The following is a 24891-nucleotide window of genomic DNA, read 5'->3' as shown; positions in this document are numbered from 1 at the left end:
GAAAGTCATCTCATTTTACTTTGAAAGGAAAGTTGTTTTACGGGGTAATTTTTGTGTTTTGCTTAAAACAGATCTTTAAGTGTGCGTTTCTCGCACATCATTAAAGAATTCGCACATTTCTTAATATTGTGCATCTTTAACTATTTGCTGCCCGGGGCAGCCCCATTTTTTTTCTGTGCCAGGCAACTGTTCTGGTCGGCATAGAAATAATGTCACCTATCATACGGTCGTTTTTTCCCTTTTTGTTAAGGTCTATGATCATTGACCTTAGTTCCTTCACGCTGATATCCGGCCTCGATGATAGTCCCCTGGAAAAAAACGTCTTCATCCTGATCGTCCTGTTAAAAGCGCGGCACCAGGTATTGCCGATCGAACGGCAGACAGTTGAAGCGCTTAGTTCCAGCCTTCTTGCAGCATATCCGTAAGTCAGGGGGGAGACGGTATCTTTTTCGCCTTTCAGAAAATCTGACTGGATCTCAGATATCAGAATAGCTATTCTGAGCAGAGTCCTGTACCTCATTCCCAGCCTTATAAGCGTAAATTTTGTTTTGGACCATAAGGGAGATATCCATTTTTCTTCAAGAAGCTCATTAAGAGTCATGGGCATCTCGCCCAGATTGCTCTTTATTGATGGTAGGTTCTCCCTCAGTAATTTTGGAACAGGGGTCCCATTTCTTATCACAAATTCTATTTCGGGGCAGGCAGCAGAGACAGTTGAGAAATTTGATCCAGGAGAGGGGTCAAGCTTTCGAATCATATCCAACGCTTCTTCTATAGCTCTTTTGTCGCAGCACATTTTTCTTGAAAGGTCAGAAAGTCGACCCTCCGTCAGATGTTCATAGCCGTCCGTCAGTATTGACCATGAAAGGCTCTCTTTAAGACCCCCTCTTTCAAGCTGTATGAGCAGGCATTCCCTTAGGTCTGAAGCAAAAAGACCGGGCGGATCGACGTATCCCTGCAGGCTTTTTATGTATTCAAGCGCTTTATCTGAGCACACTCCTATCCTTTGGGCTATGCTTTCAGCAGAAGTGTTTAAATATCCTTTATCGTTTAGGAAAGAGCACCAGAATTCGGCTGATGAATATGGAGGTGGAAGATCATCAACGTTCGGACAGGTTGCTATTTGCAGTGACAGATGCTCCTCAATGTTTTTGGGCGCAGGGATCGAATCAGAATCTAAAGTATCTATGTCAACTGCGCTGCTCTGCCATCCGGGTGGTACAAAATGAAAAAAAGGATTGTCTCCTAGGATATTACTGCACTCTTCCGTCAGTTCTTCCAACGGCACAAAAAGGAGGTTTGATCCCAGCAGGACTTTTGGATCGAGCCTGTTTTTAATTTTGAGTTTTTGTCGCTGGATCAGCTGATGATCATTCAAGTCCGTGTCTCTGCATCCTTCTCAAGAGTGAAAACCTTGAAATGCCGAGTTCCGTTGCCGTCTGAGTACGGCTTCCCATACATTTGGCAAGTGCAGATACTATCATTTCCCGTTCGATCCTGTCCATAGTGTGCGGAAGTGATTCGCCGCTCAAGTGACCCGCAGAAACTCCGATCATGCTTTGCTGCTGTATTTCAAGCATTTCTGCAGGGAGATCTGCAAGCCGAACTATATTGTCCGAGTTATCCTTCAGGATCAGTATCCTTTCGATCAAATTACGCAGTTCTCGTACGTTGCCGGGCCACCAATAGGTCAGGAACACATCCTTTACATCGTCTGTGAAGACGTTTGCCCCCTTTCCCAGTCTTTTTGAAAATTCTGCAAGATAAAAAGAAGCAAGTTCAAGCACATCCTTATCTCTCTCCCTGAGCGGAGGTATCGTTATCGGTATGACTGAGATCCTGAAGAAAAGGTCTTTTCTGAACTTCTCTTCCCTGACATGTTTCTCAATGTCTATACAGGTAGCGCAAATAAGATTAAGACTGACATTCTTTTCTTTGGTGCTTCCCAGCGGCCGGAAGGATCTTTGATCAAGGAACCTGAAAAGCTTGCTCTGTAGACTGAGAGGCATGTCTCCGATCTCGTCCAGGAAAAGTGTCCCCTTGTCTGCAATTTCTATCAGGCCCTGCTTATCCGTGTCAGCGCCTGTGTATGCACCTTTATGATAGCCGAACAGTTCCGATTCAAGCAACGATTCAGGGATAGCAGAGCAGTTCAGCGCAACAAAATCACCCTTGCAGTTCGACGCATGATGGATCATTCTTGCCGCTACCTCTTTGCCGGTTCCGCTTTCACCCTGCAGGAGAACTGTAATATTCTGATGCCGGGCGATCTTCATGATCGTATCTCTGACCTTGTGCATTTCATTTGAAGTTCCAAGCAGCTGGTTGGGACCTTCTGAGAGGAGAAATTCTGCCTGATTCCTGAATCTTATCGATTCAATAGCCTTTTCTACCATATTTTTCGCCGCGTCAAGAGGGAAAGGCTTGTCCAGGTAGTTGTATGCCCCCTCCTGTATGGCCCTCACGACCAGTCTCGAATCACCAAAGGCCGTCATGAGGATGACCTTGCATCTGGGGTACTGTTTAAGAATTGCAGGCAGGACGTCTATTCCGTTTCCATCAGGCAGACGCTGATCCAGAAATATGAGCGCAGGTATTTCAGCTCCAAGAAGCTGATGGAGTTCTGATATCGTTTTTACCGTTTTAGCGCTGTAGCCGCTCTTTTCAAAAGCTCTTTTCAGCCCGTTTGCAAGGTTGACCTCATCGTCAACTATCCATATATTCATTTGCTGACACCTCCATTGGTTCAAGATCAACGTCGTACCGGTCACCCTCGGCAAGGGGGGCAAGGGGTATGAATATGTTAAAATTCGTGCCCCCTGAAGAAGTATCCATTGAAAGAGTGCCTCCCAGTCCGTCTACTATCCTTTGCACTATGCTGAGTCCCAGCCCGGTCCCGTCCTGCCTGGTAGTAAAGAACGGATCGAAAATCCTGTGCTGTATCTCGGCAGGTATCCCAGGCCCTGTGTCACTTACCCTGATAAGCCCCATCGTTTTTATCCCATGGTCGGTTCCAGAATAACCGGTCACTATCGAAAGCACCTTCTCTCTGTCCGACCCTGATGCGGACATTGACTGGATAGCGTTGAGCGAAAGATTCATGATAACATGCTGGAGCATCTCGTTATCAGCCAGCACGTTCACACCGCTGTCCTGTTTTTGAGTGACAAGCTCTATGTCCTGCTTGTCCGCCTGAGGCTTTAACATCGATACGCACCATGGAAGGATATCGTCCAGTCGCACCTTTGCCATCATAGGCTGCTTGGGCCTTACAAAGGAGAGAAGCTGGGTCACTATCCTGTTAAGCCTGTCTATTTCATGATCAAGTATCGCAATATATTCTTTAGCATCTGAAAGGCCGATGCCGATTGAAGATCCTGTATCATCTGGGATCGATTCCAATTCCATCCTCAAAAGGTCCAGCTGGATCCTGATGCTTGCAAGGGGATTCCTTATCTCGTGAGATAATCCGGAGAGCATCTCTCCCAGAGCCGCCAGCCTGTCCATCCTGCTTACCTGTCTCTGTACCTCTTTCCATCTTTCCAGCTGTTTGGCCATATCATTAAAGCTGTCTGTCAGCTCGTGGAACTCGTAAGGACTTAGTGCGTTATGTCTTATGGTCACAGGGCTTCCCTGCGCGATCTGTTTGCATCCCCAGGCAAGACGCCTTAAGGGCCTTGTCAGCACATAAGATATCAGAACAGCAAGTTCCACAGCGGCGATAAGACCGAGCAGGCCGACAAGGATGAGGTAGCGCTCATCTTCAACGAGAGAAATAATTATATTTTTAGGATCAAGAATGAAACTTAACGACTGATCTCCGTTTTTGATAACGAGCTCCGGCTTTTCATCCGGCAGAGGCTCCCTCCAGAAAGGTCCGAGCTGTCCCATCACTATCTCTTTCTGAAGAGAATATTTTCTTTCCTCTGATATAACCATTAATTCCCTGCCGAATTCTTCCGCTGAGTGTTTTTTGGCGACATAACTCTGGTGAAGTCTCGCGCCCAGTGTCAAAGAAACCATTGAGATGGCAAGGGACATAAATATCCATTTCATAAGGGTTTCAAGGCTGTATTTGCTATACATCTTTTTCCTCTCCCGCGGGATCATTCTGTGTTTTTCTGCTATTGTCAAAAGTTGAATATTTGAACATTTTAAAAAGGAGCGCCTCAAGCATCAGAACAGCAAGCATTGCATTTTCCGGGCTGATCTCTGCTGCAAAAACCAAAAAACATTGAACTGAAAGCGCAGTACTCAAAACAAAGAATAATTTATCATTGATTATCCAAGAGGGAAGGAAAAGCGGAAAGAAAAAGCAAATAGCTACGAGAGTCCAGCTTATGCGTCCCAGCATCAGATAGCCCGGTAGCCCTGCGTGGGACAAAAGGAGCGCAATAGAGGCTATTACAGTTATAGCTATCCTGTTTATTACAAGAAACCGGTCTTCATAATATACAATGCTCTCTTTTTTATTCTCTTCCATTTTGATGGGGAAAAGATCATAACAGAGCGAGCACGCAGCAAGCAAAAGCTGAGAATTAGCTGTGCTTACAGCTGCAGCTATTACGCCGATAAGCAGAAATGTGCTGGCAAAGGCTGGAAGATACTGACCTAGTCTTGCAAACGAGAGTGTCTCCTCGATGTTGACTATAGCAGGATAATAGGATCTGCAGACCAGAATAAAAAAAGTCACACAAATATAGATCCATCCTACGATAAAGGGTGAAGCGGCTATCATTTTGTATGCATCTTTTTCTGTACGGCTGGCAAGTATCCTCACCGCGTACTGGGGATTTCCGGCTACTCCAAGACCCCACGAAAGCATTATTGCAAAGGCTGAAAAGATCTCAGCGTTACTTAAAGATTTTACGGTTTCAAGCTGGCCTTTCATCAAAAATACATTTGCGGCAGTTGCAAATGAAAAACCTGACGGAAGGGCAAAAGCTGCTGCCACTGTCACGCCAAGCACAATAAGCAAAAGGTTGAGCATGTCGCTCCTGACCACGGAGATGTAGCCTCCAAAGGTCGTGTAGAGCACGAAAAGATATATGAGCGAGGTCGATGCAAAGCCTGAGGGGATGTCCAGCATATAGGAGACTATTATGCCGAAAGCCCTGAACTGTATTACAAGATAGAGTGTGTAGAGGAATACCATCGTCAGGGCGACCAGTTTCCGGACCCTCTTGTCGCCATAAGTTTTCTCCAGCCACTCAGGAAGGGAAAGTACCCGTTTCATACGCAGCCTTTTAACGATAAACGGAAAGAAAAGCAGCCCCAGAATCCATCCATTGACAGAGGCAAGAAATGCGACGTACCCGTCGCTGTACAGCCACATGCTGTATCCTACCAGAGAGAGAGGGCTCATCCATGTAGCGCAAAAAGTCGCAGTCGTCGGCAAGGCGGAAAATCTTCGCCCTCCGAGATAAAAAGAAAGCCTTGTCTCTTTCCAGGCAAAAGACTGCCCTGTCATTAAAATTATTGAGATAGTGTATGCGCCAAAAGCCAGCAGATAATATATCAGGGGAGACATCTGTAAAACACCCCGCTCATCCTCTGTTTTTCTTCTCCCGGGCAATGCGGAAAGCTATGATGCCGGGCAAAATAACAAGGACAGCAAAGAGAATCCAGCTGAAAACTATAAGAGTCATCTTATCCTCTCCCAAAAAAGGATCGACAGACCAAAGGGCAGATCTGACTGGTCTGAACCGCCTTAATGTAGTAACATATACAGCGGACAAAAAAGATAATTATACGGAGGCCGCAGCAATATGGCAAAACAGCAACCAGAAGGCGTCTATCTTTATATTGATGACAGCGGTTCACGGTTCATTGCAGTAATTGACGCATTTGGCACTGCTAATATGCTGCCGTGGAAACAGCCGGGAGAATTAAGCAGCATACAGGAAAAAAGCTGGAATCTTCAGGGAGAGTTCATAAGGCTTAAGCTCTCCGACTGAAGACAGCTGCAACTCTCTTTGCCGCTAAAGTAAATAATGTCATCGGCTTAAATCAAATAAAATTCGCCCGGAAAAATTTTCCGGGCTTTTTTCTTGTTTTAAAGATTTAAGGACGTCCGGTATCATCCATGTTCATTTGTATTCTAGATTTCAAGAGAGACGTCCGATATTTTTTTGAACCAGTCTTTTGCTTCTGCCGCATCCTCTTCGAATCCCTTGCGTCCCATAAGGCCGTAAGTGTATTTTTTACCCTGTTCCACACCCGGCTGATCAAAGGGATCTATCCCCATCATCCTGCCTGTCATCGCTGTCATATATTCATAATAGAATATCAGGGCACCTAAGGTTTTGCAGTCTATCTTCTCTGTCTCTATCCATATCAGAGGGTGTCCTGTCTTGGCTACAGCAGCTGCAGTGCTCATGGCTTCAAGCCCGAGCATATTGCCGATTTCTGCACCGTCAAGGTATGAAAGAGGCTTCAGCGCTTCGCAGTCCACCGGAGGCACATTGACCTTCTCACCATGTTTCTTAAAATTTATGATCGTGAAGAGCTTGTCGTCAGGTCCCTCTGTGTATAGCTGGACCTGAGAATGCTGGTCTATCGCACCTACAGCTCTAACCGGAGTCGTGCCCATCCCCTTTTTTCCAAGGCTCTCGCCCCAGAGCTGGGCAAACCATTCAGCAAAAAAAGCCATCCTGCTCGAATATGGCATTATGACAGTCATCGGCCTGCCCTGTTTTTCGTGGTAAAAGTGCAAAGATGAATCGACCCAGGCTGGATTAGTCTCTATTGAGTCATTTTCAAGAAGATATTTTTTCATCTTCCCTGCACCCAGCAGAAGTGCATCTATATCGATACCTACTGCAGAGGCGCTTACCAGTCCTGCAGCAGACAGAACAGAATACCTTCCGCCAACTGAAGCCGGCAGGTCTATGACCCTGCATCCTGAATTGCGGGCAAACGAACGGAATATCCCCTTTTCAGGGTCGGTTATGACGAGTATGTTATCCTCTGCCTTGCCTCTGAGCTTTATCATTTCATTCCTGAACCAGAGAAACTGAGACATGGTCTCTGCTGTGGCCCCGGATTTGCTTACGCCTACAAGGGCTACGCTTCCCCCTTTTACCTGTTCCCAGATGGCACGCGTCTTTGTGGGGTCAGGGTTGTCTGCAAGATAAAATTTTGGGCTAACTCCATCTGAGTTACGGAATTCGCTCAGCAAAGCCTGATTCAGCATCAGGTTGCCCAGCGCCGAACCTCCGATGCCGACATGTATTATTGAATCATAGCCCTTCAGCCATTCAGCCGTTCGTTTTATTTCAGCTGTATCTATTTCAGGAAGATCCATCCATCCGTGGCCATCTGTATTTGCAGGGGTCTCTCTAAGCCAGTCAGCAGCTTCGGCACAGGGGACAGCGTGCTCTTTTCTGAAATCAGAGAAAGAAATATCTTCCCTACCTAAGGCTCCCCCAAAATGAAAACAGATCGACAGGTTATCCATGAAAACACTCCCCTTGGGGTCTATTTTGAATTATTTCAGCAGACCTGCTTCTTTAAGTGTTTCATTGATCTTGGTTTGGTCGAAGCCTACTATGTATTTTTCACCGATCTGGATGACAGGGACTCCCATCTGCCTTGTTTTTTTAACAAGCTCCATTGCCGCTGCCTTGTCTCCTGTAACGGTCTTGACCTCATACTCAACATTCAGCGACGAAAGATACTCTTTCGCCTTATCGCACCACGGTCAGGTGTTGGTAGAATATACTTTTACTTCCATCACGATCACTCCTTGTTGTTGGTGTGGGCCGGGAACGTCCCTGCTGTTAATTATAACGCCAATTTCAGGTTTTATTTTTTGACGAAAGATATCTTTTCCTCTTTTGATGACTTTGCTGATAATATTAATAATAAAGGTTTATTACTGTCTTTTTCATTCGGTATCATCTTTTTATCCAGCCTTGTACCATTATCGCTTTTTTTCTTTTTTGGGTGGTTTGGTTTTGTGCCCTTTTATATGTTGCAATTATTCACAAATTGAGATAGATTTAACAACGCATGTTTAAAAATTTACAAACAAGAGTTTTATGAAGAATCTTTAGAGGAGGTACGTTATGTTCAAGATCGTTTCAAAGCAAAAAATTGCACCCAAAGAATTTGACATATGGGTCGAAGCCGAGCGCATAGCCAAACATGCGAAGGCAGGCCAGTTTGTCGTTCTTCGCGTTGATGACCAGGGAGAAAGGATACCCCTTACTATCGCAGATTATGACAAGGAGAAGGGGCTTATCCGCCTTATTTTCCAGGTAGTAGGCAAGACCACTGCTGCAATGTCATGTCTGAATGTGGGAGACTCTATCAAGGATATATCCGGTCCCCTCGGCACTCCGAGCGAAGTTGAAAAATTCGGGACCGTCCTGATGGTCGGCGGTGGAGTCGGTATTGCCGCTCTCTATCCCATCATCAAAGAACTCAAGCTCGCAGGAAACAAAGTCATCACTATACTGGGCGGACGTACTTCTGATCTCGTAATAATGAAAGAAGAATGCGCAAAATACTCTGATGAGCTTATCATTACCACTGATGACGGTTCTGAGGGTATGAAGGGCGTTGTTACAGAGGCCATGAAGATGGTCGTTGAACGCGGAGAAAAAATTGACCGCTGCTGGTGCATAGGCCCCTCAATAATGATGAAATTCGGCACAAAAGCCGCGGCTCAGCTGGGCCTTCCTATAACTGTATCGCTCAACCCGCTGATGCTCGACGGAACAGGAATGTGCGGATGCTGCCGTGTTACAGTAGACAACAAGATCTTTTTCGCATGTGTTGACGGACCGGAGTTTGACGGGCATAAAGTGAACTGGGATGAGTTCATGAGCCGCCTGCGCCAGTACAAGGACGAAGAAAAGATCTCCATGGATAAATTCGAAGCTGAAGTAGGTGAACCGTCATGGCAGTAACATTTTCTAAATGGAAGACCCCCATCAAAGAACAGGACCCCGAGGTACGCAGAAGCAACTTCAAAGAGGTCTGCCTTGGCTACTCGATCGAAGAAGGAATGAAGGAAGCTGCACGCTGCCTACAGTGCAAAACAAAGCCCTGTGTAGCCGGATGCCCTGTTGCAATAGACATCCCGAGTTTCATTAAATGCATCAGAGAAGGAGATATGGCCGGAGCAGCTGAGGTAATGAACAAATACACCAACCTTCCAGCGGTATGCGGCCGTGTATGTCCTCAGGAAACACAGTGTGAGGAGCGCTGCACCGTAGGCAAGATGCCCGGTTTCGAGCCCGTTGCGATAGGCAAGCTGGAACGGCTTGTGGCGGACTGGAAATATACCCAGGAAAAGACTGCATCGGAAAAAGCACAGGCAGCTTCAAAGGGCAGAGTAGCAGTAGTCGGCTCAGGACCTTCAGGCCTGACAGTAGCAGGCGACCTTGCGAAGAAAGGCTATGAAGTAACGATATTCGAAGCCCTTCATGCCGCCGGTGGAGTTCTCATTTACGGTATCCCCGAATTCCGTCTTCCGAAGAGCATAGTTAAGATGGAGATCGACGCTATGCAGGATCTGGGAGTTAAGATCGAATGCAACGCAGTCGTAGGCAAGAACATAACAATGCAGGAGATAATGGAAGAGTTCGATGCCTGTTACATAGCTGTCGGTGCGGGAGCTCCCCATTTCCAGGGCGTACCGGGAACAACACTGAACGGTGTTTACTCAGCAAGCGAATACCTTACAAGGATCAACCTCATGCACGGATACGAGTTCCCTGGATACGACACGCCAACTAAAAAGTCAAAGAAGGTCGTCGTCATTGGCGGAGGAAACGTAGCCATGGACTCTGCCCGCTCTGCAAAGAGGCTTGGAGCGGATGAAGTTACCATCGTTTACAGGCGCTCTCTCAAAGAGCTCCCTGCCCGTATCGAAGAGTATCACCATGCCGTAGAAGAAGGCATAGTCTTCAACTGGCTCACCAACCCCACAGAGTATGTAAACAACGGAGAAGGCCAGCTCTGCGGAGTAAAATGCATAAGGATGGAGCTTGGAGAGCCGGATGCTTCCGGACGCAGGCGTCCCGTTCCCGTTGAGGGCAGTGAATTCTTCATCGAAGCTGATTGCGCGATCGAAGCCATAGGTCAGGGTTCAAACAAAGTCCTTCTCTCCACCTTCCCCGAGATGAAGCTCAACAAGTGGGGATACATCGAGGCAGACCCCAAGACAGGCGCAACCTCAGTCCCCGGAGTCTACGCAGGCGGCGACATAGTTACAGGAGCGGCTACGGTCATCCTAGCTATGGGAGCCGGAAAAGATGCGGCTGAAGCGATCGACAAGTACATTACAGAAAATAAATCAAAGTAAGTAAAGAATCAGCTCATAACTAAAAGACCGGGTCCGAGAGGGCCCGGTCTTTTTTACGCCTGTTCCTTAAGACTTCTGCGGAGAGGCATCCAGCAGAAGTACTGCATCGCTGAAGAACCTACCAATACAAGGATACCTATAAGACGAAATGCTCCGCTTGCTCCGAGCAGGGGCGATATTAATCCAAAGATAAGAGGCGTTATGACCCACCCCAGATCTATTGCTAGAAGCAGTGAGCCTGTCGCTTTAGGGTGGTATTCAATGGAGAGCAAATCTCCGATTATTGATAGGTCCGTAGGAAACCCTGCCCCTATCCCAAAACCAAAGGCCAGACCAAAAGTAACAAAAGAGATCCAGCTGGAGCTGAAAGACAGACACAGCAGAGAAACCCCCATAAGTCCCGCTGCAGGTGCAGCAAGTAGGATCCTGGGAACATTGTCCATCGTTCTGAACCCGGCTGTTCTGATGATCACAGCGGCAACTGCTACTGAAATCATGAACCATGAGACCGGGACTCCCCTGTCCTCTGCCAGCGCCGCAGCGCAGAGTGTCGCACCATCGGCCAGGGACATGAGGAAAGCTGTAAGATAAAGAGTCTTCACCCCGGGACAGCAAAGCATGTTTTTATAAGTCCCCCAGACAGGCTTCTCCTGAGTCTCTGCCGAAATGTCTCTTACACCAAGGCTTATTGCAAGGCAGATAAAAGCGACGAGTACCGGCAGCCAGAGATAATAATTTGAATGTCCCATTTTCAGAAGAAATTCCGACAGAGGAACTATCGTCGCCATGGGAAGCATAGAACCGGTCGTAAAAAGAGCAAAACCAATACCTCTCGACCTCGCGTCCAGTATCATCGACTGATATGCAATAGTTGCAACTATAAAAACACTTGCGCTTATTCCGGAGATGGCCCTGAAAATAAGAAGTATCGCCGGATCTGAAAGAGACAGGGCTATCCCCGCGGCTGCAGCGGCAGAGATGATGGAACTCCCTATAAGTGCCCTTCTTATCCCAAGTCTCTCCATAGTCCAGCTGCCAAGCGGCCTGCAGACTATCATAGCCATGTAGAAGATACTGAGAAACAGCCCTACCGCCCTCGGAGATGCTCCCGATGCGCTGTAAAAGGGACCGAAAACAAAATAGACGTTTGAAAGGCAGTTGATGCCGTAATAGGCAAGAAATACCAGCAGGACTTGTTTTGAGACCTTCATTAATGATACATCTCCAGTTGTTCCTTAAGATCTGTCTTCTTTGATCCAAGCTTTAAAAAAATAATAGAAGAGAAGAATATTGCAGTCAATATAAGAAACGCGAGATCCTGAGACGCGTTTGAAACGTCATGGATCCCGCGCGAAACTTGCTTAATGAGCTTAAGTCCGACTGGCAGGCTACTCTTCCTCTTCTACGCGATCCTTCTCTGCTGCTTCTATTATTTTCTTTGAAATATCTCCCGGAACCTCTTCATAATGTGAATATTCCATTGTGAAGGTACCTCTTCCGGATGTCATCGAACGAAGGATGATCGCGTAGCGGAACATCTCTGAAAGCGGGCACTGGGCCTTGACTACCTGAAGTTTTCCCTCGCTGTCTATACCCATTATACGTCCGCGGCGGCTGTTGAAGTCTCCCATTACGTCTCCCAGACACTCTTCCGGCACCATGACCACAACATTCATAACCGGCTCCATAAGTATAGGCATAGCATCTGCCATTGCTTTTTTGAAGGCCAGCGAAGCTGCGATCTTAAATGCCATCTCAGAAGAGTCGACATCGTGGTAGGATCCGTCATATATCGCGCATGAGAAGTCTGTGGTAGGATAACCTGCAAGGTAACCTCTCTGTGCAGCTTCCCTCAGGCCCTTTTCAGCTGCCGGGATATAGTTCTTCGGAACTACTCCGCCGACTACGCGGTCAATGAATTGGATACCGGCATTCTTTTCGATCGGGGCAAGCTCAAACCATACGTCACCGTACTGTCCTCGACCGCCGGACTGCTTCTTGTGTTTTCCCTGTGCGCGGGCGGTCTTCTTTATCGTCTCCCTGTAAGGGACCTTTGGGGTGCGTGTCTCAAGGTCGACCTTATAGCGTTCTTTGATCTTTGAAAGCATAATATCAAGGTGCATGTCACCCATTCCAGAAAGAACTGCATCGTTAGTTTCGGGGTTCTTTACGAATGAAAGTGTCCTGTCCTCTTTCAGTGTCTTTGTTATTGCTGTGCCGAGCTTATCTTCGTCAGCACGGCTCTTGGGCAGTACTGCTACGCTGTATACAGGCTGAGGGAACTGTATCGGGCGGAACTTGAGAACTTCGCCCTTTGTTCCCAAAGTATCTCCGGCTGTGGTGCTTTCAAGCTTCGGGATCGCAACTATGTCACCAAGTACGATCTCTTTTTCCTCAACGCTCTCTTTGCCTTTCATGAAACGGAAGGAGCTGATCCTCTCCTCTTCACCTTCGGTGACGTTGAATACCGTCTGATCGCTTTTAAGGGTGCCGGAGAAGACCTTTACAAAGGAAAGCTTTCCGACATAAGGGTCGACCATGACCTTGAAAACAAAACCGAGGAAGGGGCCCTTCTCATCAGGAACTATCTTTATTACTTCATCACCTTTAAGGGCAGCGCGATTAAGCATGTCCTTTGGTGACGGCATATAGTTCACGACCATGTCCATGAACTGATATACGCCGATGTTCCCTGTGCAGGATCCCGGAATTATCGGAAATATTGATCTTGCACAGACAGCCTTGCGAAGTACTTCCTGGAGTTCGTCAAGAGAGATCTCTTCTCCGTCAAGGTAACGCATCATGAGCTCGTCATCAGCTTCCACTGCTCTTTCCACAAGCGTCTCTCTTGCTGCAGCAACAGCATCAGCCATATCGGCAGGAATCTCTCCCTCTGTGACATCCTTGCTCCCGTCGCCTTTGTACATGTATGATTTTCCGGTCAGTACGTTTACTACTCCTTTGAAATCAAGCTCTTTGCCTATTGGCAGGTAGAGCGGGACCGCCCTGTCCGATATATTTTCCTGAATATCCTTGACTGCGGTTTCAAAATTAGCATTTTCACGGTCAAGTTTGCTTACGAAGAAGATCGCCGGCGTTTCAAATGTCTCAGCAAAAGCCCAGACGCTCTGGGTCTGTACTTCGACGCCTGCTGTGGCGTTCACGAGAACTACGGCACCGTCGGATACCCTCATGGCACAGCGCTGTTCGCCCACAAAATCCGCAAAACCCGGCGTGTCCAGCACATAGATCGTTTTATTCTTGTATGGGATGGTAGCAAGAGAAGTGCTTATTGAAATTCCGCGCTTCTGTTCTTCAGAATCAAAGTCTGAAACAGTGTTCTTGTCTTCGATCCTCCCCATCCTCGAAATAAGGCCGGCATCATAAAGCAATGCCTCGTTAAGTGATGTCTTTCCTGCTCCTCCGTGTGAAATTAGAGCAATACTGCGAATGTCCTCAGGTTTACGTGTCCCCATTTATTTCACTCCTTCTGATGAAGCTGAATATACTATCTCATGGTTACATGGTGCCCCGTTTCTTCACAACCCGTTGATGATAACCTTTGAAACACCTTTACGTCAATCTCCGACTGTACAAAAAAGGGTGAAGACAGACTCATCCTCACCCTTTTAGTTTTAATTCAGCATTGAATTTACAAGCGACGCCACCTCAGCAGGGTCGGCAGATCCTCTTGTCTCCCTCATTACAAGCCCCTGGAGGAATTTCACCTTTGCGCCCTTCTTGTCGTTTCCTGCCCTAATAGTCTCAACTGCTTCCGGTTCGCTTTCGAAGATTTTACTGATGACATCCCGAAGGGCAGGACCTGTGATTCTGCCGTCTGAGACTCCGCAAAGTCTGATAGCCTCTTTTAGAGACATCTTTTTTTCAACCATCACCGCAAGAACGTCTTTTGCCTGAGTGTTGGAAAGTTCTCTCTTCTCCACCTTGATTATAAGCTTTCCAAGTTCCGAAGCAGGGACGGGAAAATCGTTTATCCCTATGCTAAGGTCATGCAATATCCTCTGAACCTCCATGCGCATCCAGTTGGCACATTTTGAAGGCGGGGCTCCCTCCGATACACATGCCTCGAAGTAGTCCGCGGTCTCCTTCTGTTCTGTCAGCTGCAGGCTTTCTTCCAGAGATACGGAATATTCCCTTATGAACCTGTCAAGTTTCTCCCATGGCATCTCAGGAAGGCTCTCCCTTATCTTCTGCACATATTCAGGATCTGCTGATATCGGGGCCAGGTCCATCTCCACATAGTACCTGTAGTCCCTCTCCCCCTCCTTGCTCCTCATCGACCTTGTCACACCAGCGACATCGTCCCAGAGCCGCGTCTCCTGCACAAGACGTCCGCCTTCGTCAAGGACTTTGTTCTGGCGTGCTATCTCATATTCCAGTGCCCGCTCTATGGATCTGAGTGAGTTTACGTTTTTAATTTCCACTCTTGTACCAAGGCTGCCGTCCGGTTTGCTGAGCGAGACATTTACGTCGACCCTTAGTGAACCTGACTCCATCTCTCCGTCTGATACATCCAGATACCTTGCCAGCTGTCTTATCCGTGTTATGTACGCTATTGCCTCTTCTGATGAATTCATGTCGGGTTCCGAAACGATCTCGGAAAGCGGCATTCCTCCGCGGTTATAGTCAACGAGTGAATAAGAGGCTCCTGTAAGGCGTCCGTCTGAGGTGGGATGTACAAGCTTGCCCGCATCTTCTTCAAGGTGCAGATGGTGGACCCTTATCCTCTTTTCTTTGCCGTCTGCAAAAATGTCGACATAGCCCCCCACGGCTATAGGATGTTCGTACTGTGTGATCTGGTACGCTTTGGGCAGGTCCGCATAGAAATAATGCTTCCTGTGGAACCTGGTGTTGTCGCATATCGAGCAATGAAGTCCAAGTCCTATCTTCACACCAAGCTCCACAGCATGGTCATTGAGTATCGGGAGTGTTCCCGGAACTGCAAGGCATACAGGACATACATTGGTGTTTGGAGTGGCTCCGATGTAGTCGCTGGAACAGCTGCAGAAAAGTTTGGTCTTCGTCTTCAGCTGAAGGTGTATCTCAAGACCGATAACAGACTCTCTCTTCATTCCCTGCAGCCTCCTTTCTTTTCAATATCAGCGATCGGAGGAGAACCGGCTTTATTTTCTATCGCGCGCGCAAGCGACAGCAATCCGGCGTCTCCGAATCGCGGCCCCATAAGCTGAACGTTCGTAGGAAGACCTTCTTCTGTAAAGCCGACGTTAAGGCTTATGCTGGGCAATCCTGCGAGGTTGGCTATCGAAGAAAAGGCGTCTCCCAGATATATGCGTACAGCATCTTCCTCTACAAGCCCCTTTTTATATGGCAGCGCAGGGGATATGGGACAGATCAGCGCATCAACGCCCTTGAAAAGTTCGGCGTATTCGTCAGCTATCATCTGCCTCACCTTTGTGGCAGGAACGTAGTAATTTTCATAGTAACCCCTCGTAAGGATGCATGTACCTATCAGTATCCTTTTGCGGACTTCTTTTCCAAAACCCTGGTTCCTGCTTCTTTTGTACATTTCAACCAGGCTTCTTCCGTCTGCATGGTGTCCGTAACGCATGCCGTCAAAACAGGCCAGTTTGGAACTGGCATCGCCCAGTGCCACCATGTAGTAGCAGGCGACAGCGTGTTTCATCGTTATCGGGAGTTCAGCCTCAACTATTTCCGCTCCTGCGGACCTGCAATATTCAACGGCTTTTTCTATGGCTTCTATAAGGGGCCTGTCCATGCTTTCTGTATCATAGCCGGTCAGGACGGCGATCTTCTTTCCTTTTATCCCCGCTGAAGCCGCTTCAGAGAAAGAGGGCCTTTCGTATGCATCACATGTAGTATCGTTTGGATCCGGACCGGCAAGAACTTCCATAGCTACAGCCATGTCACTGATATTTCTTGTTATGGAACCTACCTGATCCAGAGATGAAGCATATGCTACAATGCCATATCTGCTGATCTGACCATAAGAGGGTTTCATTCCCTGCACGCCGCAGAAAGCTGAAGGCTGCCGGACAGAGCCTCCGGTGTCGCTGCCCAGCGCTATAGGACAAAATCCGGCGGCGACCGCAGCCGCGCTCCCACCCGAGCTGCCCCCCGGGACCCTGTTGAAATCCCTTGGATTCAGTGTGGGGCCGAAGATAGAGCTCTCTGTAGTACTGCCCATTGCGAACTCATCCATGTTGGTCTTTCCCATAAGGACAGCTCCCGCATCTTTCATCCTTTTGACAGCTGTCGCGTCATAATCAGGTATCCAGTCGGAAAGCATTTTGCTGCAGCATGTGGTCCTGATGCCATCAGTGCAGAAATTGTCCTTAACCAGAAAGGGTACTCCTGCCAGCGGACCCGGATCTTTTCCTTCCGCAACTGATTTGTCTATTTCTTTTGCATCTCTATGAGCGCTTTCCTCTGAAAGGGTCACTACTGCGTTGATCCGCCCGTCAAATTTTTTTATGCGCTCCAGGTGTGACGATAATACCTCGGACGCTGTCCAGTTTCCTTTTTTTACGCCTTCTGCGATCTCGAGGGCGGATAGTTTATGGAATTCCATCTCTATTCCTCCTCTTCCATTTCCAGATCATCTCTGGCTATGATCCTGGGAACGTGGAAGAAGTCTCCCTCTCTGACAGGAGCCTGATCAAGGAATTGATCCCTTCCCTCCCAGACAACTGCGCTGTCCTGTCTTCTCGCAGGAGCTTTCATGACATCCCACTCGAAGGGGCTGACGTTTGAGCTGTCAAGTTCCTGCATGTCATCGCACATCCTGAGGACCGCGTTGACCCTGTCAAGGACCTCTGCGTACTCTTCTTCGGGAAGGCCTATGCAGGAAAAGCCCAGGACCTCTCTCAGCCTTTCCTCGTCCATTTCCATCTTCTTTATCATCCCTGATCCCTCCAAACTGCGGGGAGCACTCTGCTATTGTGCTTCGCTCAGTCTTTTGATAAAATCCTCTTCTTCAAGCACTTCTATTCCCAGTGAGCGGGCCTTCGAAAGCTTGCTGCCCGGTTTCTCTCCCGTCACAACGAAATCTGTCTTTCTGCTTACGCTGTCTGATGTTTCTCCGCCAAGGGCCTTTATTTTTTCAGATGCCTCAGGTCTTGTCATCGTGGAAAGTTCCCCGGTGAGAACAAATTTGAGACCGCTCCAGGGAAGATCCTCACGGGTTTTAGCAGAGCTCTCTATGATCATGTTGACCCCGGCCTCTTTGAGCCTCCTGATCACATTTGCATTATGAGGCTCCAGAAAAAAAACCCTGAGAGATTCTGCTATCACAGGTCCTATGCCTTCCATCGACTCAAGTTCATCGGTCCTGTTTACTGCAATTTCAGACAACAGTTCAAGGGAACGGAATTTCTCTGCGAGATCGTTGGCTGTCCTCTCACCGACATTCCTTATCCCAAGAGCGTTTATAAGGGCTCCGAGTGGCCGCTTCTTTGACTTTTCTATAGCTTCTGTAATATTGCGGGCTGATTTTTCTCCCATTCTCTCAAGCGGGATGAGATCTTCTGTTTGGATAGTATACAGATCCGCAAAATCAGATACTATCCCTTTTTCGACGAGCAGGGCGACGATCTTATCTCCGAGGCCGCGTATGTCCATTGCCGCTCTTGAGGCAAAGTGGGATATCCCCTCTTTTATCTGCGCAGGACAGGTACTGTTTGAGCATTTTATCGCCGCTTCACCACTGAGGCGAACTGCGCCGGAACCGCAGACAGGGCATATTTCCGGTATCCTGAACGGGATTGTCCCTTCAGAGCGCCTTTCTTTTTCTACCCTTATAACTTCCGGAATTATCTCGCCGGCCTTGTGCACGAGCACGTAGTCCCCGATGCGGATATCCTTGCGGTCTATCTCGTCCTGATTGTGCAGTATCGCCCTTCTGACAACTGTTCCTGATAGATGGACTGGCTCAAGCACTGCGGTTGGGGTAAGTGTCCCGGTACGCCCGACAGTGATTTCTATATCGATTATTCTGGTCACTTTTTCTTCAGGCGGAAACTTGAAGGCTATCGCCCATCTGGGAGCTTTTGAAGTAACTCCGAGCATTGCCCTCAGTCCTATGTCGTTCAGTTTTACAACTACTCCGTCAGTGTCTATAGGGTGTTCAAATCTTTTTTCGGTCCATGCTTCAAGATAGGACTCCACCTCTTCAAGGGTCGAGCAGAGACGCTCCGAACCCTGTACGGGAAGTCCGAGCCGGCTGATCGTCTCCAGCATCTCTTTCTGGCTTCTGATGCCATGCTTTTCAGGATCCACTACCTGATAGAGGTATATCTTCAATTTTCGCACTGCCGTAACTTTGGGGTCCAGCTGTCTTACACTGCCGGCAGCGGCGTTTCTGGGGTTTGCGAAAAGAGGCTCTCCAGCTTCTTCCCTGGCAGCGTTAAGCGCGGCAAATCCTTTTTTGTCCATGCAGATCTCGCCGCGGACTTCCAGTTTTCCACTGACTGTTTCACGAAGTATAAGGGGGAGGCTCTTTATAGTCCTCAAATTGACTGTGATGTCTTCTCCCACACGGCCGTCACCACGTGTCGCGCCGCTTACGAAGACACCGTCCTCATAGATGATGGAGACTGCAAGTCCGTCGATCTTAGGCTCACATAACACCTGTACACTATCCACGCCAAGCGCCTGTGACGTCTTCGCATAGAAAGAGCGGAGTTCATCTTTGTCAAGCGCGTTGTCCAGACTCATCATTGGCTCGCTGTGCTCGACTTTTACAAAACCTTCCCTCGGAGCTCCACCTACGCGATGTGTCGGGGAATCAGCCGTCAGGAGTTCAGGATACTTTTCCTCTATAGCTGCAAGTTCCCTTAAAAGCTGATCGTACTCGAAATCCGTTATTTCAGGGCTGTCCTGGACATAGTAAAGCTCCGCGTGGCGTTTAAGCTCCGCGCGAAGCTCAGAGACCCTCTTTTTAAGGCTTTCGGGTACTGCCATTGATATTAATCCTTCGGCTTCATCGTAGGGAAGAGGAGTACGTCCCTGATGCTCTTGGAGTTGGTCAGCAGCATTACTGTTCTGTCTATACCGATCCCCATTCCTCCCGTAGGCGGCAGGCCGTACTCAAGGGCGTTGATGAAATCTTCATCAAAGGGATGGGATTCCTCATCGCCTTCGTTTTTTTTCTTCTCCTGATCCATGAAACGCTCCCTCTGATCTATAGGATCATTGAGTTCGCTGAAAGCATTGGCAAACTCCCAGGCGTTTATAAAGAGTTCAAATCTGTCAGTGATATCCGGGTTTTCCTTGTTCCTCTTTGAAAGAGGTGAAATAACCGTAGGGTGTCCGATTACGAAGGTCGGCTGGATGAGTTCCTCTTCCACATACTCTTCAAAGAATATCGGCAGTATGTCGAACCTGGTATCTGAGGGCTTCACCTCAAGTCCGCGGATAGCTGCCTGCCTGCGTGCCTCTTCGTCGGTTATCGTGCTGAAATCTATCCCTGTGTGCTCTGTGACCAGTTCAGTCATGGTCGCTCTGCGGAAGGGAGGATTCAGGTCGATCTCTGTGTCCTGGTAGTTGATTACACGTCCCCCAAGTTCATCTGCACATGCTACTATGATCTCTTCGGCAAGGTCCATCATATCTTTGTAATTGGCATAGGGCCAGTAGACCTCAAGGGTGGTAAACTCCGGGTTGTGCTTCATGTCCATGCCCTCGTTGCGGAACTGCTGGCCTATCTCATAGACTCTCCCGAGCATTCCTACGACCAGCCTCTTGAGATAAAGTTCAGTCGCTATCCTGAGATACATGTCTATATCCAGCGTATTGTGATGCGTTATGAAAGGCCTGGCGTTTGCTCCACCCGCTATCGTTGAAAGTATAGGGGTCTGGACTTCAAGCGTTCCGTGGTCGTCAAGGACCTTTCGGAAGGTCTGCATTATCTTTGTCCTTTTGCGGAAGGTATCTCTTACCTCGGGGTTAGCAATCATATCAGCATAACGCTGCCGGTAGCGTACTTCCATATCCTTGAGTCCGTGCCACTTTTCGGGCATCGGCCTGAGGGCTTTGGAGAGCAGACAGAAACTTTTTACTGAAAGTGTAAGTTCTCCGCGCTGTGTGCGGAACGGTATCCCTGTAATACCAAGGAAATCTCCTGCGTCTACCCATTTTTTGAAGAACGTGTAATCCTTTTCACCGAGAACATCGAACTGAAAACAGAGCTGGAGCTTTTCAAGTTCGTCTTCAAACGTAACAAAGGCCGTCTTTCCGTGGCGTCTTACTATCATTACCCTGCCCGCAGTCTGGATCAGGTCTTCGGACCACTCTTCCTCTTTGAGGGAATCGTAATTTTCTTTTACATATGACAATGTATGCTTAACATCCCAATGGTCCTGCTGGAATGGGTCATACCCCTCTTCCTGGCGCAGTCTCATCAGCTTGTCTTTGCGCTGGCGAAATATCTCCTCTTCAGGCATGATATTTTTCTGCTGCTGTTCTTCTTTCCTTGTTTCGTCCGCCAATTGGATCACTTCCTCTGTCGTATTGTCTTTCCTTTATAAAATCATTCCACGGGAATATTCGGGATAAGTTGCTATCCGCCAATAATTCCCCTTGGAAAATTTTCCGCTGTTATCTCGATCTCCGGCATGCTCCTGACTTCCTGCCACCTTATCAGGAGATCTTCCATCTCCTGCCATGTCCTGGCTAAGGCCCCTCTCCTTCTGAGCTGCGCCGCTCCGGAAAAACCTTTGAAGAGCGCGGAGAGCATCCTTCTTGAGATCATCATGGCCAAGGATTGCCCCTCGGTATTATAAATGCTGCGGCCGAGTTCGAGAAGAAGCTCAGACTGGAAATCCGGAGCCGGATCACAATATTTTTGAGGAACGTCGGCTCCCAGCGCCCTCAGCGTTTTGGGTATGATAAAAACGTCTTTTAGTATACCCCTTCCGGCAAGGACCGCGGCACAGCCCCTTCTTAAATAATCACAGAGATCGCCCGGCTCATAGCAGTCTCCGCTTCCGCCTATCATTCCCGTGAAATGGCGTGCCACATCTTCAACAGCCTCGCGCGATGCTTTGCCTTCGTATCTTTGTGCAGGAGTCCTTCCGTGAACAAAAATAAAATCCGCACCGGAATCAAAGAGCAGATCACAATAATCTGACGTCGTCATACGGCTTCCGGGAGGCATGATCCTTATCTTTGCCCAGGTCGGGAGCCCAGTTTTTTTCATTGCTTTTATTATTTCTGCTGAGATTTCGGGATGCTCCATCAGCTTTGAACCGCTGCCCTTTTTTGTGACCTTTGGCATGGGACAGGCCATGTTTATCTGTAAAGCTTCAAAATTTCTGATTTTCAAAGCTGCCTCTGTTCCTCTTGCAATATCTTCGGCGTTTGAACCAAATATCTGCAGGACGACAGGACGCTCCTCTTCTGAACCATAGAGCAGCTCCTTTGTTTTGCGCCCCTTATGGCAAAGCCCGAGAGCACTGACCATTTCTGTGTGTACCAGCCCTGCACCCAGACTCCGGTAAAACTTCCTGACCGAAGCAAAAGTTATGCCTGCAAGCGGTGCAAGCCAGATCGGGTTCTCTGTTTCTACTCCGCCTATCTTTAAAGGGTGCCCCGGAACAAGAGGAGAAAACGTTTCTCCCTTATTCAAATCTGTTTCTTTCATAAATTATCCTGAGTCCCTCTATCGTCAGCCACGGATCGACCTCTTTTACTATATCGGAGTGCCGGGCAAGTATGGATGCGTGCCCTCCTGTAGCCACCACGCGGCAGGGGCCTCCCAGCTCTTTGAAAACTCCGCAGAGAAGAGCCTCGACCAGTCCGACTGTTCCGTAAACTATTCCTGACTGTATGGCCTCTGTTGTGTCTCCCCCTATGTAGTGTCCGGGAGCCTCAAGTGATATCTGGGGAAGCTTGGCTGTGCGGGAGAAGAGGGATTCCATGCCAAGCTCCATTCCCGGCGCTATAGTACCTCCGACATATGCCCCATCGGCAGAGATCACATCAAGCGTTATTGCTGTGCCAAGGTCTACGATTACAAGAGGGGCTCCGTACTTTTCAACACCGGCGACTGCGTTCAGCAGTCTGTCCGCTCCAAGTCCGGCAGGGTTTTTCATCCTGACTTTCACACCTGTGTCAAGGTCCTGGCTCACTTTAAGACAGGGCACTCCAACGTAATTCTTTATCCCTTCCATGAACATCTCATCAAGCGAGGGTACGACGCTTGCATATACCGAAGCACAGATCATCTCTTTCGAGATCCCGGAGGCACTGAGGAGCCCCAGGATCATGAAGCCTACCTCATCCGCCGTCTGTTTCCTTGAGGTCAGCCTCCAGTGATCTATCAGCTTTTTGCCTTCGAAGATCCCCATAACAGTATTTGTATTTCCAACATCGAGCACGAGAAGCATATATCATTCCTCCGCCAGAGAAATTGTTTTTAAGCAAAGAGTCCCCCTATTTTACAACAATCAGGCAAATAAGAGGACCAGAAGGGGAAACATAAGAGCTGCGCCGGGTATTCTTTTTAAAGATATCCCTGAAGCATAAGCTGCTGCTGCAAAGAAAAGGATCACAGCAAAGACCGTAAGGGGAAATGCCTGGACAACGTTCCATGGCATCAGTTCAACAAGCTTTTCAGAGAGTATGTCCCAGCTCTCAAGCAGATACTCGCACATATCGGCTATCTCCCGGCTGAACGGCAGGCCAAAGAAGGCTGGAAGCGAACATAATAAGACTATAGGGAAAATAATTGCAAAAAGCGGTATCGCTGCAATATTTATAACGAGCCCAGCCACAGGTACTTTTCCAAATGCCGAGGCTATCACAGGAGCGGTCACGAACCAAACTGCTGCTGATCCTATCAAAACCCCGGACTTATTTTCCTTGATGATACCAGCAACAGCACAAATGGTAAGAGCGGCCAGCATCGAAAGTCTCCATCCGATGTCATGGAATGTCCGGGGTTCCCAAAGCAGCATTACTATGCCTGCCGCGCTGACACTGTTAAAAGGGCTGGAAGGCTTTCCAAGAAAAAGACCCAAAAGGTACACCTGCAGCATTATCCCCGTTCTGACGCCGCCGGGAGGAAATCCGGCCAGTGCGATATAGGACCATACAAGCAATGATATGAGAACGATCTTAAGCTTCCCTCTTTTCAGGAGAAGTCCTGCAAATGCGGCCAGTATGCCCACATGGAAGCCTGAAACTGCCAGAAGATGGACTGTACCTGCCTCCCTGTGACTCTCTGTAAGTTTTTTGTCCCTTATACCAAGAGTAAGGGCAAGCATATAGCCTGACATAAGTTCGGGAAGGTCTTCGTCTATTTTTCTCTCCAGAAAATTCCTCCATCGGTAGATCCCCGAAGGAGGTGATGTAACTTCAAGATCAAGAAGTATGATCTTTTTAACTGCGCCCTTTGACCTCCAGTAAAGGTATTCATCAAATTCATCTTTTTTGTCCGCCCTTTTGAAATCAAAAACGGCGCCCCTTAAACTGACTCCGGAACCCTCGTCAGGAGCAGCGGAAGGATGGGAGTAGGCAACCATCTTTCCATGATCCGTGGATATCAGAAGTGCTCTTCGACGGCCCCATTGCCTGTTTTGCAATACCCTGCCTTCAGATCGTATCGTTGAAGGGACCTGAGGCTCAAAACCGACCCTGTAATTAAGCCAGAGGGATGCGGCGAATGTCAGAAGGATGACAAGTGCGAAAGATAAGTTCCACCCGCTGACAGGACAGAGAGTCCCGGTCAAAACCCATGAGGATGCTGCAAGAACTGAAATAACTGCTGATATAAGCGGAGAATATCCGAGATAAGAGGCATAGAGTGAAAAGCAGATACCGAGGAGAGTAACAAAGGCCGGAGCGTATGAGAGCGGGCCGTTCCTCCTATTGCGCAACTGTCACTAAATTCTTTACTGCGTCATATTTGGCAGGTCCTATGCCTTTGATAAGAAGGAGGTCTTCTGCCCTTTTATATGCACCGTTTTTCTCTCTGTGATCGATTATTAACTGGGCGGTTTTTGGGCCCACTCCTGGAAGTTTTTCTAAATCTTCCCGCATTGCTGTATTGATATTTATGAGACCTGCGGATGCCTTTGGACCGATACTGCCGACACTGGAAGTCGGCTGGGCAGGTCCGGCAGGTACCTGCTGCAAGGGCACAGTTTCTTTCTTTGCAGGAAATTTAATGTGCGCGCCATCCTGAAGCATTGCAGCCAGATTAACTGCTTCCTGATCCGCTTCAGCAGCAAAACCGCCTGCTGCCTCAAGGGCATTGTAGATCCTTGATCCTGTGGGTATCCTGTAAACGCCCGGCTTTTTGACGGAACCGGTTATGTAAACGACCCACTCCTCTTTTACAGTCTCAGGCTGAACGGGAACTACAGAAACTGCCTGAGAGGAAGATGTGGCTGATGTCGAAACATCGATCGTATCTTCCATTACCGGCATCATATCTACTGTCTTTTTTCCTGCTGTGTCCTCTCCAAAGCGGCCTTTGAAAGAATGGAGGAGTATAGCTGCAGAAAAAAAGCATATTAATCCCAGGATCAACAATAAATAGTTACGCCGGTTTCCGCCCTCTCCAAACATCAGAA

The 24891-nt window shown here is 48.2% G+C and carries 20 protein-coding genes; 3 read left to right on the top strand and 17 right to left on the bottom strand.

Going from position 1 to position 24891, the window contains the following annotated elements:
* Positions 1–136 precede the first annotated feature (136 nt).
* From CVV54_04120 to CVV54_04105, 4 genes are read right to left on the bottom strand one after another with little or no spacing between them, the layout of a single operon-like run.
* A complete protein-coding gene (locus CVV54_04120) occupies positions 137–1378 on the bottom strand; it encodes a hypothetical protein (protein PKL04675.1) in 1242 nt (413 codons plus the stop codon).
* On the bottom strand, positions 1371–2726 hold the full coding sequence (locus tag CVV54_04115) for a sigma-54-dependent Fis family transcriptional regulator (protein PKL04674.1): 1356 nt from the start codon (positions 2724–2726) through the stop codon (positions 1371–1373). Before CVV54_04115 ends, CVV54_04120 begins: the two co-directional genes overlap by 8 nt.
* On the bottom strand, positions 2707–4110 hold the full coding sequence (locus CVV54_04110; protein ID PKL04673.1) for a hypothetical protein: 1404 nt from the start codon (positions 4108–4110) through the stop codon (positions 2707–2709). Before CVV54_04110 ends, CVV54_04115 begins: the two co-directional genes overlap by 20 nt.
* Positions 4079–5530 carry a sodium:solute symporter gene (locus CVV54_04105; GenBank protein PKL04672.1) on the bottom strand — a complete coding sequence of 484 codons (1452 nt, stop codon included), beginning with the start codon at positions 5528–5530 and terminating at the stop codon, positions 4079–4081. Before CVV54_04105 ends, CVV54_04110 begins: the two co-directional genes overlap by 32 nt.
* A gap of 238 nt (positions 5531–5768) precedes the next feature.
* On the opposite strand from CVV54_04105, the gene CVV54_04100 reads away from it, so the two are divergent.
* Positions 5769–5957 (top strand): hypothetical protein, encoded by a 189-nt coding sequence (locus tag CVV54_04100; GenBank protein PKL04671.1) that lies wholly within the window; start codon positions 5769–5771, stop codon positions 5955–5957.
* A gap of 143 nt (positions 5958–6100) precedes the next feature.
* Here the strand turns inward: CVV54_04100 and CVV54_04095 are convergent, their stop codons facing one another.
* Entirely contained in the window at positions 6101–7459 is a 1359-nt protein-coding gene (locus tag CVV54_04095; protein PKL04670.1) for a glucose-6-phosphate isomerase, read from the bottom strand.
* A 30-nt stretch (positions 7460–7489) separates the two neighbouring features.
* On the bottom strand, positions 7490–7735 hold the full coding sequence (locus CVV54_04090) for an NrdH-redoxin (GenBank protein ID PKL04669.1): 246 nt from the start codon (positions 7733–7735) through the stop codon (positions 7490–7492).
* A 334-nt stretch (positions 7736–8069) separates the two neighbouring features.
* Between CVV54_04090 and CVV54_04085 the strand changes: the two genes are divergently transcribed.
* Both CVV54_04085 and gltA read left to right on the top strand, forming a co-directional pair.
* Entirely contained in the window at positions 8070–8915 is an 846-nt protein-coding gene (locus CVV54_04085; protein ID PKL04668.1) for a dihydroorotate dehydrogenase, read from the top strand.
* Entirely contained in the window at positions 8906–10315 is a 1410-nt protein-coding gene (gltA, locus tag CVV54_04080) for a glutamate synthase (NADPH), homotetrameric (GenBank protein PKL04667.1), read from the top strand. Before CVV54_04085 ends, gltA begins: the two co-directional genes overlap by 10 nt.
* A 53-nt stretch (positions 10316–10368) precedes the next feature.
* Here gltA and CVV54_04075 read toward each other — a convergent pair whose 3' ends face one another.
* From CVV54_04075 to CVV54_04025, 11 genes are all read right to left on the bottom strand, one after another.
* Positions 10369–11526: an MFS transporter gene (locus CVV54_04075; GenBank protein ID PKL04666.1), complete on the bottom strand. Its 1158-nt coding sequence runs from the start codon at positions 11524–11526 to the stop codon at positions 10369–10371.
* Positions 11527–11703: 177 nt separating this feature from the next.
* The gene (fusA, locus tag CVV54_04070) at positions 11704–13791 is read right to left on the bottom strand and encodes an elongation factor G (GenBank protein PKL04665.1); all 2088 of its coding nucleotides are present in this window, start codon (positions 13789–13791) and stop codon (positions 11704–11706) included.
* A 159-nt stretch (positions 13792–13950) separates the two neighbouring features.
* Complete coding sequence (locus CVV54_04065) at positions 13951–15408, bottom strand: Asp-tRNA(Asn)/Glu-tRNA(Gln) amidotransferase GatCAB subunit B (protein PKL04664.1); 1458 nt, start codon at positions 15406–15408, stop codon at positions 13951–13953.
* Complete coding sequence (gene gatA / locus CVV54_04060) at positions 15405–16886, bottom strand: Asp-tRNA(Asn)/Glu-tRNA(Gln) amidotransferase GatCAB subunit A (protein PKL04663.1); 1482 nt, start codon at positions 16884–16886, stop codon at positions 15405–15407. The genes CVV54_04065 and gatA overlap by 4 nt, the downstream gene beginning before the upstream one ends.
* Before the next feature lie 2 nt (positions 16887–16888).
* Positions 16889–17218: a hypothetical protein gene (locus tag CVV54_04055; GenBank protein ID PKL04662.1), complete on the bottom strand. Its 330-nt coding sequence runs from the start codon at positions 17216–17218 to the stop codon at positions 16889–16891.
* Between the two features lie 33 nt (positions 17219–17251).
* Positions 17252–19276: a DNA ligase (NAD(+)) LigA gene (locus CVV54_04050; GenBank protein PKL04661.1), complete on the bottom strand. Its 2025-nt coding sequence runs from the start codon at positions 19274–19276 to the stop codon at positions 17252–17254.
* Between the two features lie 5 nt (positions 19277–19281).
* Positions 19282–20757 carry a lysine--tRNA ligase gene (lysS, locus tag CVV54_04045; protein ID PKL04874.1) on the bottom strand — a complete coding sequence of 492 codons (1476 nt, stop codon included), beginning with the start codon at positions 20755–20757 and terminating at the stop codon, positions 19282–19284.
* A gap of 116 nt (positions 20758–20873) precedes the next feature.
* Positions 20874–21956: a dihydrouridine synthase gene (locus tag CVV54_04040; GenBank protein PKL04660.1), complete on the bottom strand. Its 1083-nt coding sequence runs from the start codon at positions 21954–21956 to the stop codon at positions 20874–20876.
* Positions 21934–22701 carry a pantothenate kinase gene (locus CVV54_04035; GenBank protein PKL04659.1) on the bottom strand — a complete coding sequence of 256 codons (768 nt, stop codon included), beginning with the start codon at positions 22699–22701 and terminating at the stop codon, positions 21934–21936. The genes CVV54_04040 and CVV54_04035 overlap by 23 nt, the downstream gene beginning before the upstream one ends.
* A 60-nt stretch (positions 22702–22761) precedes the next feature.
* Positions 22762–24192: a hypothetical protein gene (locus CVV54_04030; protein PKL04658.1), complete on the bottom strand. Its 1431-nt coding sequence runs from the start codon at positions 24190–24192 to the stop codon at positions 22762–22764.
* The gene (locus CVV54_04025; GenBank protein ID PKL04657.1) at positions 24182–24886 is read right to left on the bottom strand and encodes a hypothetical protein; all 705 of its coding nucleotides are present in this window, start codon (positions 24884–24886) and stop codon (positions 24182–24184) included. The genes CVV54_04030 and CVV54_04025 overlap by 11 nt, the downstream gene beginning before the upstream one ends.
* Between the last annotated feature and the right edge of the window lie 5 nt (positions 24887–24891).

It is taken from the genome of Synergistetes bacterium HGW-Synergistetes-1 (assembly GCA_002839185.1).
GTDB lineage: Bacteria > Synergistota > Synergistia > Synergistales > Synergistaceae > Caenicola.
Note: the sequence above shows the minus strand (reverse complement) of the source record. Positions and strands in the feature narration are given on the sequence as shown.

What these genes read in the sequence shown, in the direction of transcription:
- CVV54_04115 (PKL04674.1), bottom strand. Translation starts at nt 2,726, where the DNA reads ATGAATATATGGATAGTTGACGATGAGGTCAACCTTGCAAACGGGCTG.
- CVV54_04110 (PKL04673.1), bottom strand. Translation starts at nt 4,110, where the DNA reads ATGATCCCGCGGGAGAGGAAAAAGATGTATAGCAAATACAGCCTTGAA.
- CVV54_04105 (PKL04672.1), bottom strand. Translation starts at nt 5,530, where the DNA reads ATGTCTCCCCTGATATATTATCTGCTGGCTTTTGGCGCATACACTATC.
- CVV54_04100 (PKL04671.1), top strand. Translation starts at nt 5,769, where the DNA reads ATGGCAAAACAGCAACCAGAAGGCGTCTATCTTTATATTGATGACAGC.
- CVV54_04095 (PKL04670.1), bottom strand. Translation starts at nt 7,459, where the DNA reads ATGGATAACCTGTCGATCTGTTTTCATTTTGGGGGAGCCTTAGGTAGG.
- CVV54_04085 (PKL04668.1), top strand. Translation starts at nt 8,070, where the DNA reads ATGTTCAAGATCGTTTCAAAGCAAAAAATTGCACCCAAAGAATTTGAC.
- gltA (PKL04667.1), top strand. Translation starts at nt 8,906, where the DNA reads ATGGCAGTAACATTTTCTAAATGGAAGACCCCCATCAAAGAACAGGAC.
- CVV54_04075 (PKL04666.1), bottom strand. Translation starts at nt 11,526, where the DNA reads ATGAAGGTCTCAAAACAAGTCCTGCTGGTATTTCTTGCCTATTACGGC.
- fusA (PKL04665.1), bottom strand. Translation starts at nt 13,791, where the DNA reads ATGGGGACACGTAAACCTGAGGACATTCGCAGTATTGCTCTAATTTCA.
- CVV54_04065 (PKL04664.1), bottom strand. Translation starts at nt 15,408, where the DNA reads ATGAAGAGAGAGTCTGTTATCGGTCTTGAGATACACCTTCAGCTGAAG.
- gatA (PKL04663.1), bottom strand. Translation starts at nt 16,886, where the DNA reads ATGGAATTCCATAAACTATCCGCCCTCGAGATCGCAGAAGGCGTAAAA.
- CVV54_04055 (PKL04662.1), bottom strand. Translation starts at nt 17,218, where the DNA reads ATGATAAAGAAGATGGAAATGGACGAGGAAAGGCTGAGAGAGGTCCTG.
- CVV54_04050 (PKL04661.1), bottom strand. Translation starts at nt 19,276, where the DNA reads ATGGCAGTACCCGAAAGCCTTAAAAAGAGGGTCTCTGAGCTTCGCGCG.
- lysS (PKL04874.1), bottom strand. Translation starts at nt 20,757, where the DNA reads ATGCCTGAAGAGGAGATATTTCGCCAGCGCAAAGACAAGCTGATGAGA.
- CVV54_04040 (PKL04660.1), bottom strand. Translation starts at nt 21,956, where the DNA reads ATGAAAGAAACAGATTTGAATAAGGGAGAAACGTTTTCTCCTCTTGTT.
- CVV54_04035 (PKL04659.1), bottom strand. Translation starts at nt 22,701, where the DNA reads ATGCTTCTCGTGCTCGATGTTGGAAATACAAATACTGTTATGGGGATC.
- CVV54_04025 (PKL04657.1), bottom strand. Translation starts at nt 24,886, where the DNA reads ATGTTTGGAGAGGGCGGAAACCGGCGTAACTATTTATTGTTGATCCTG.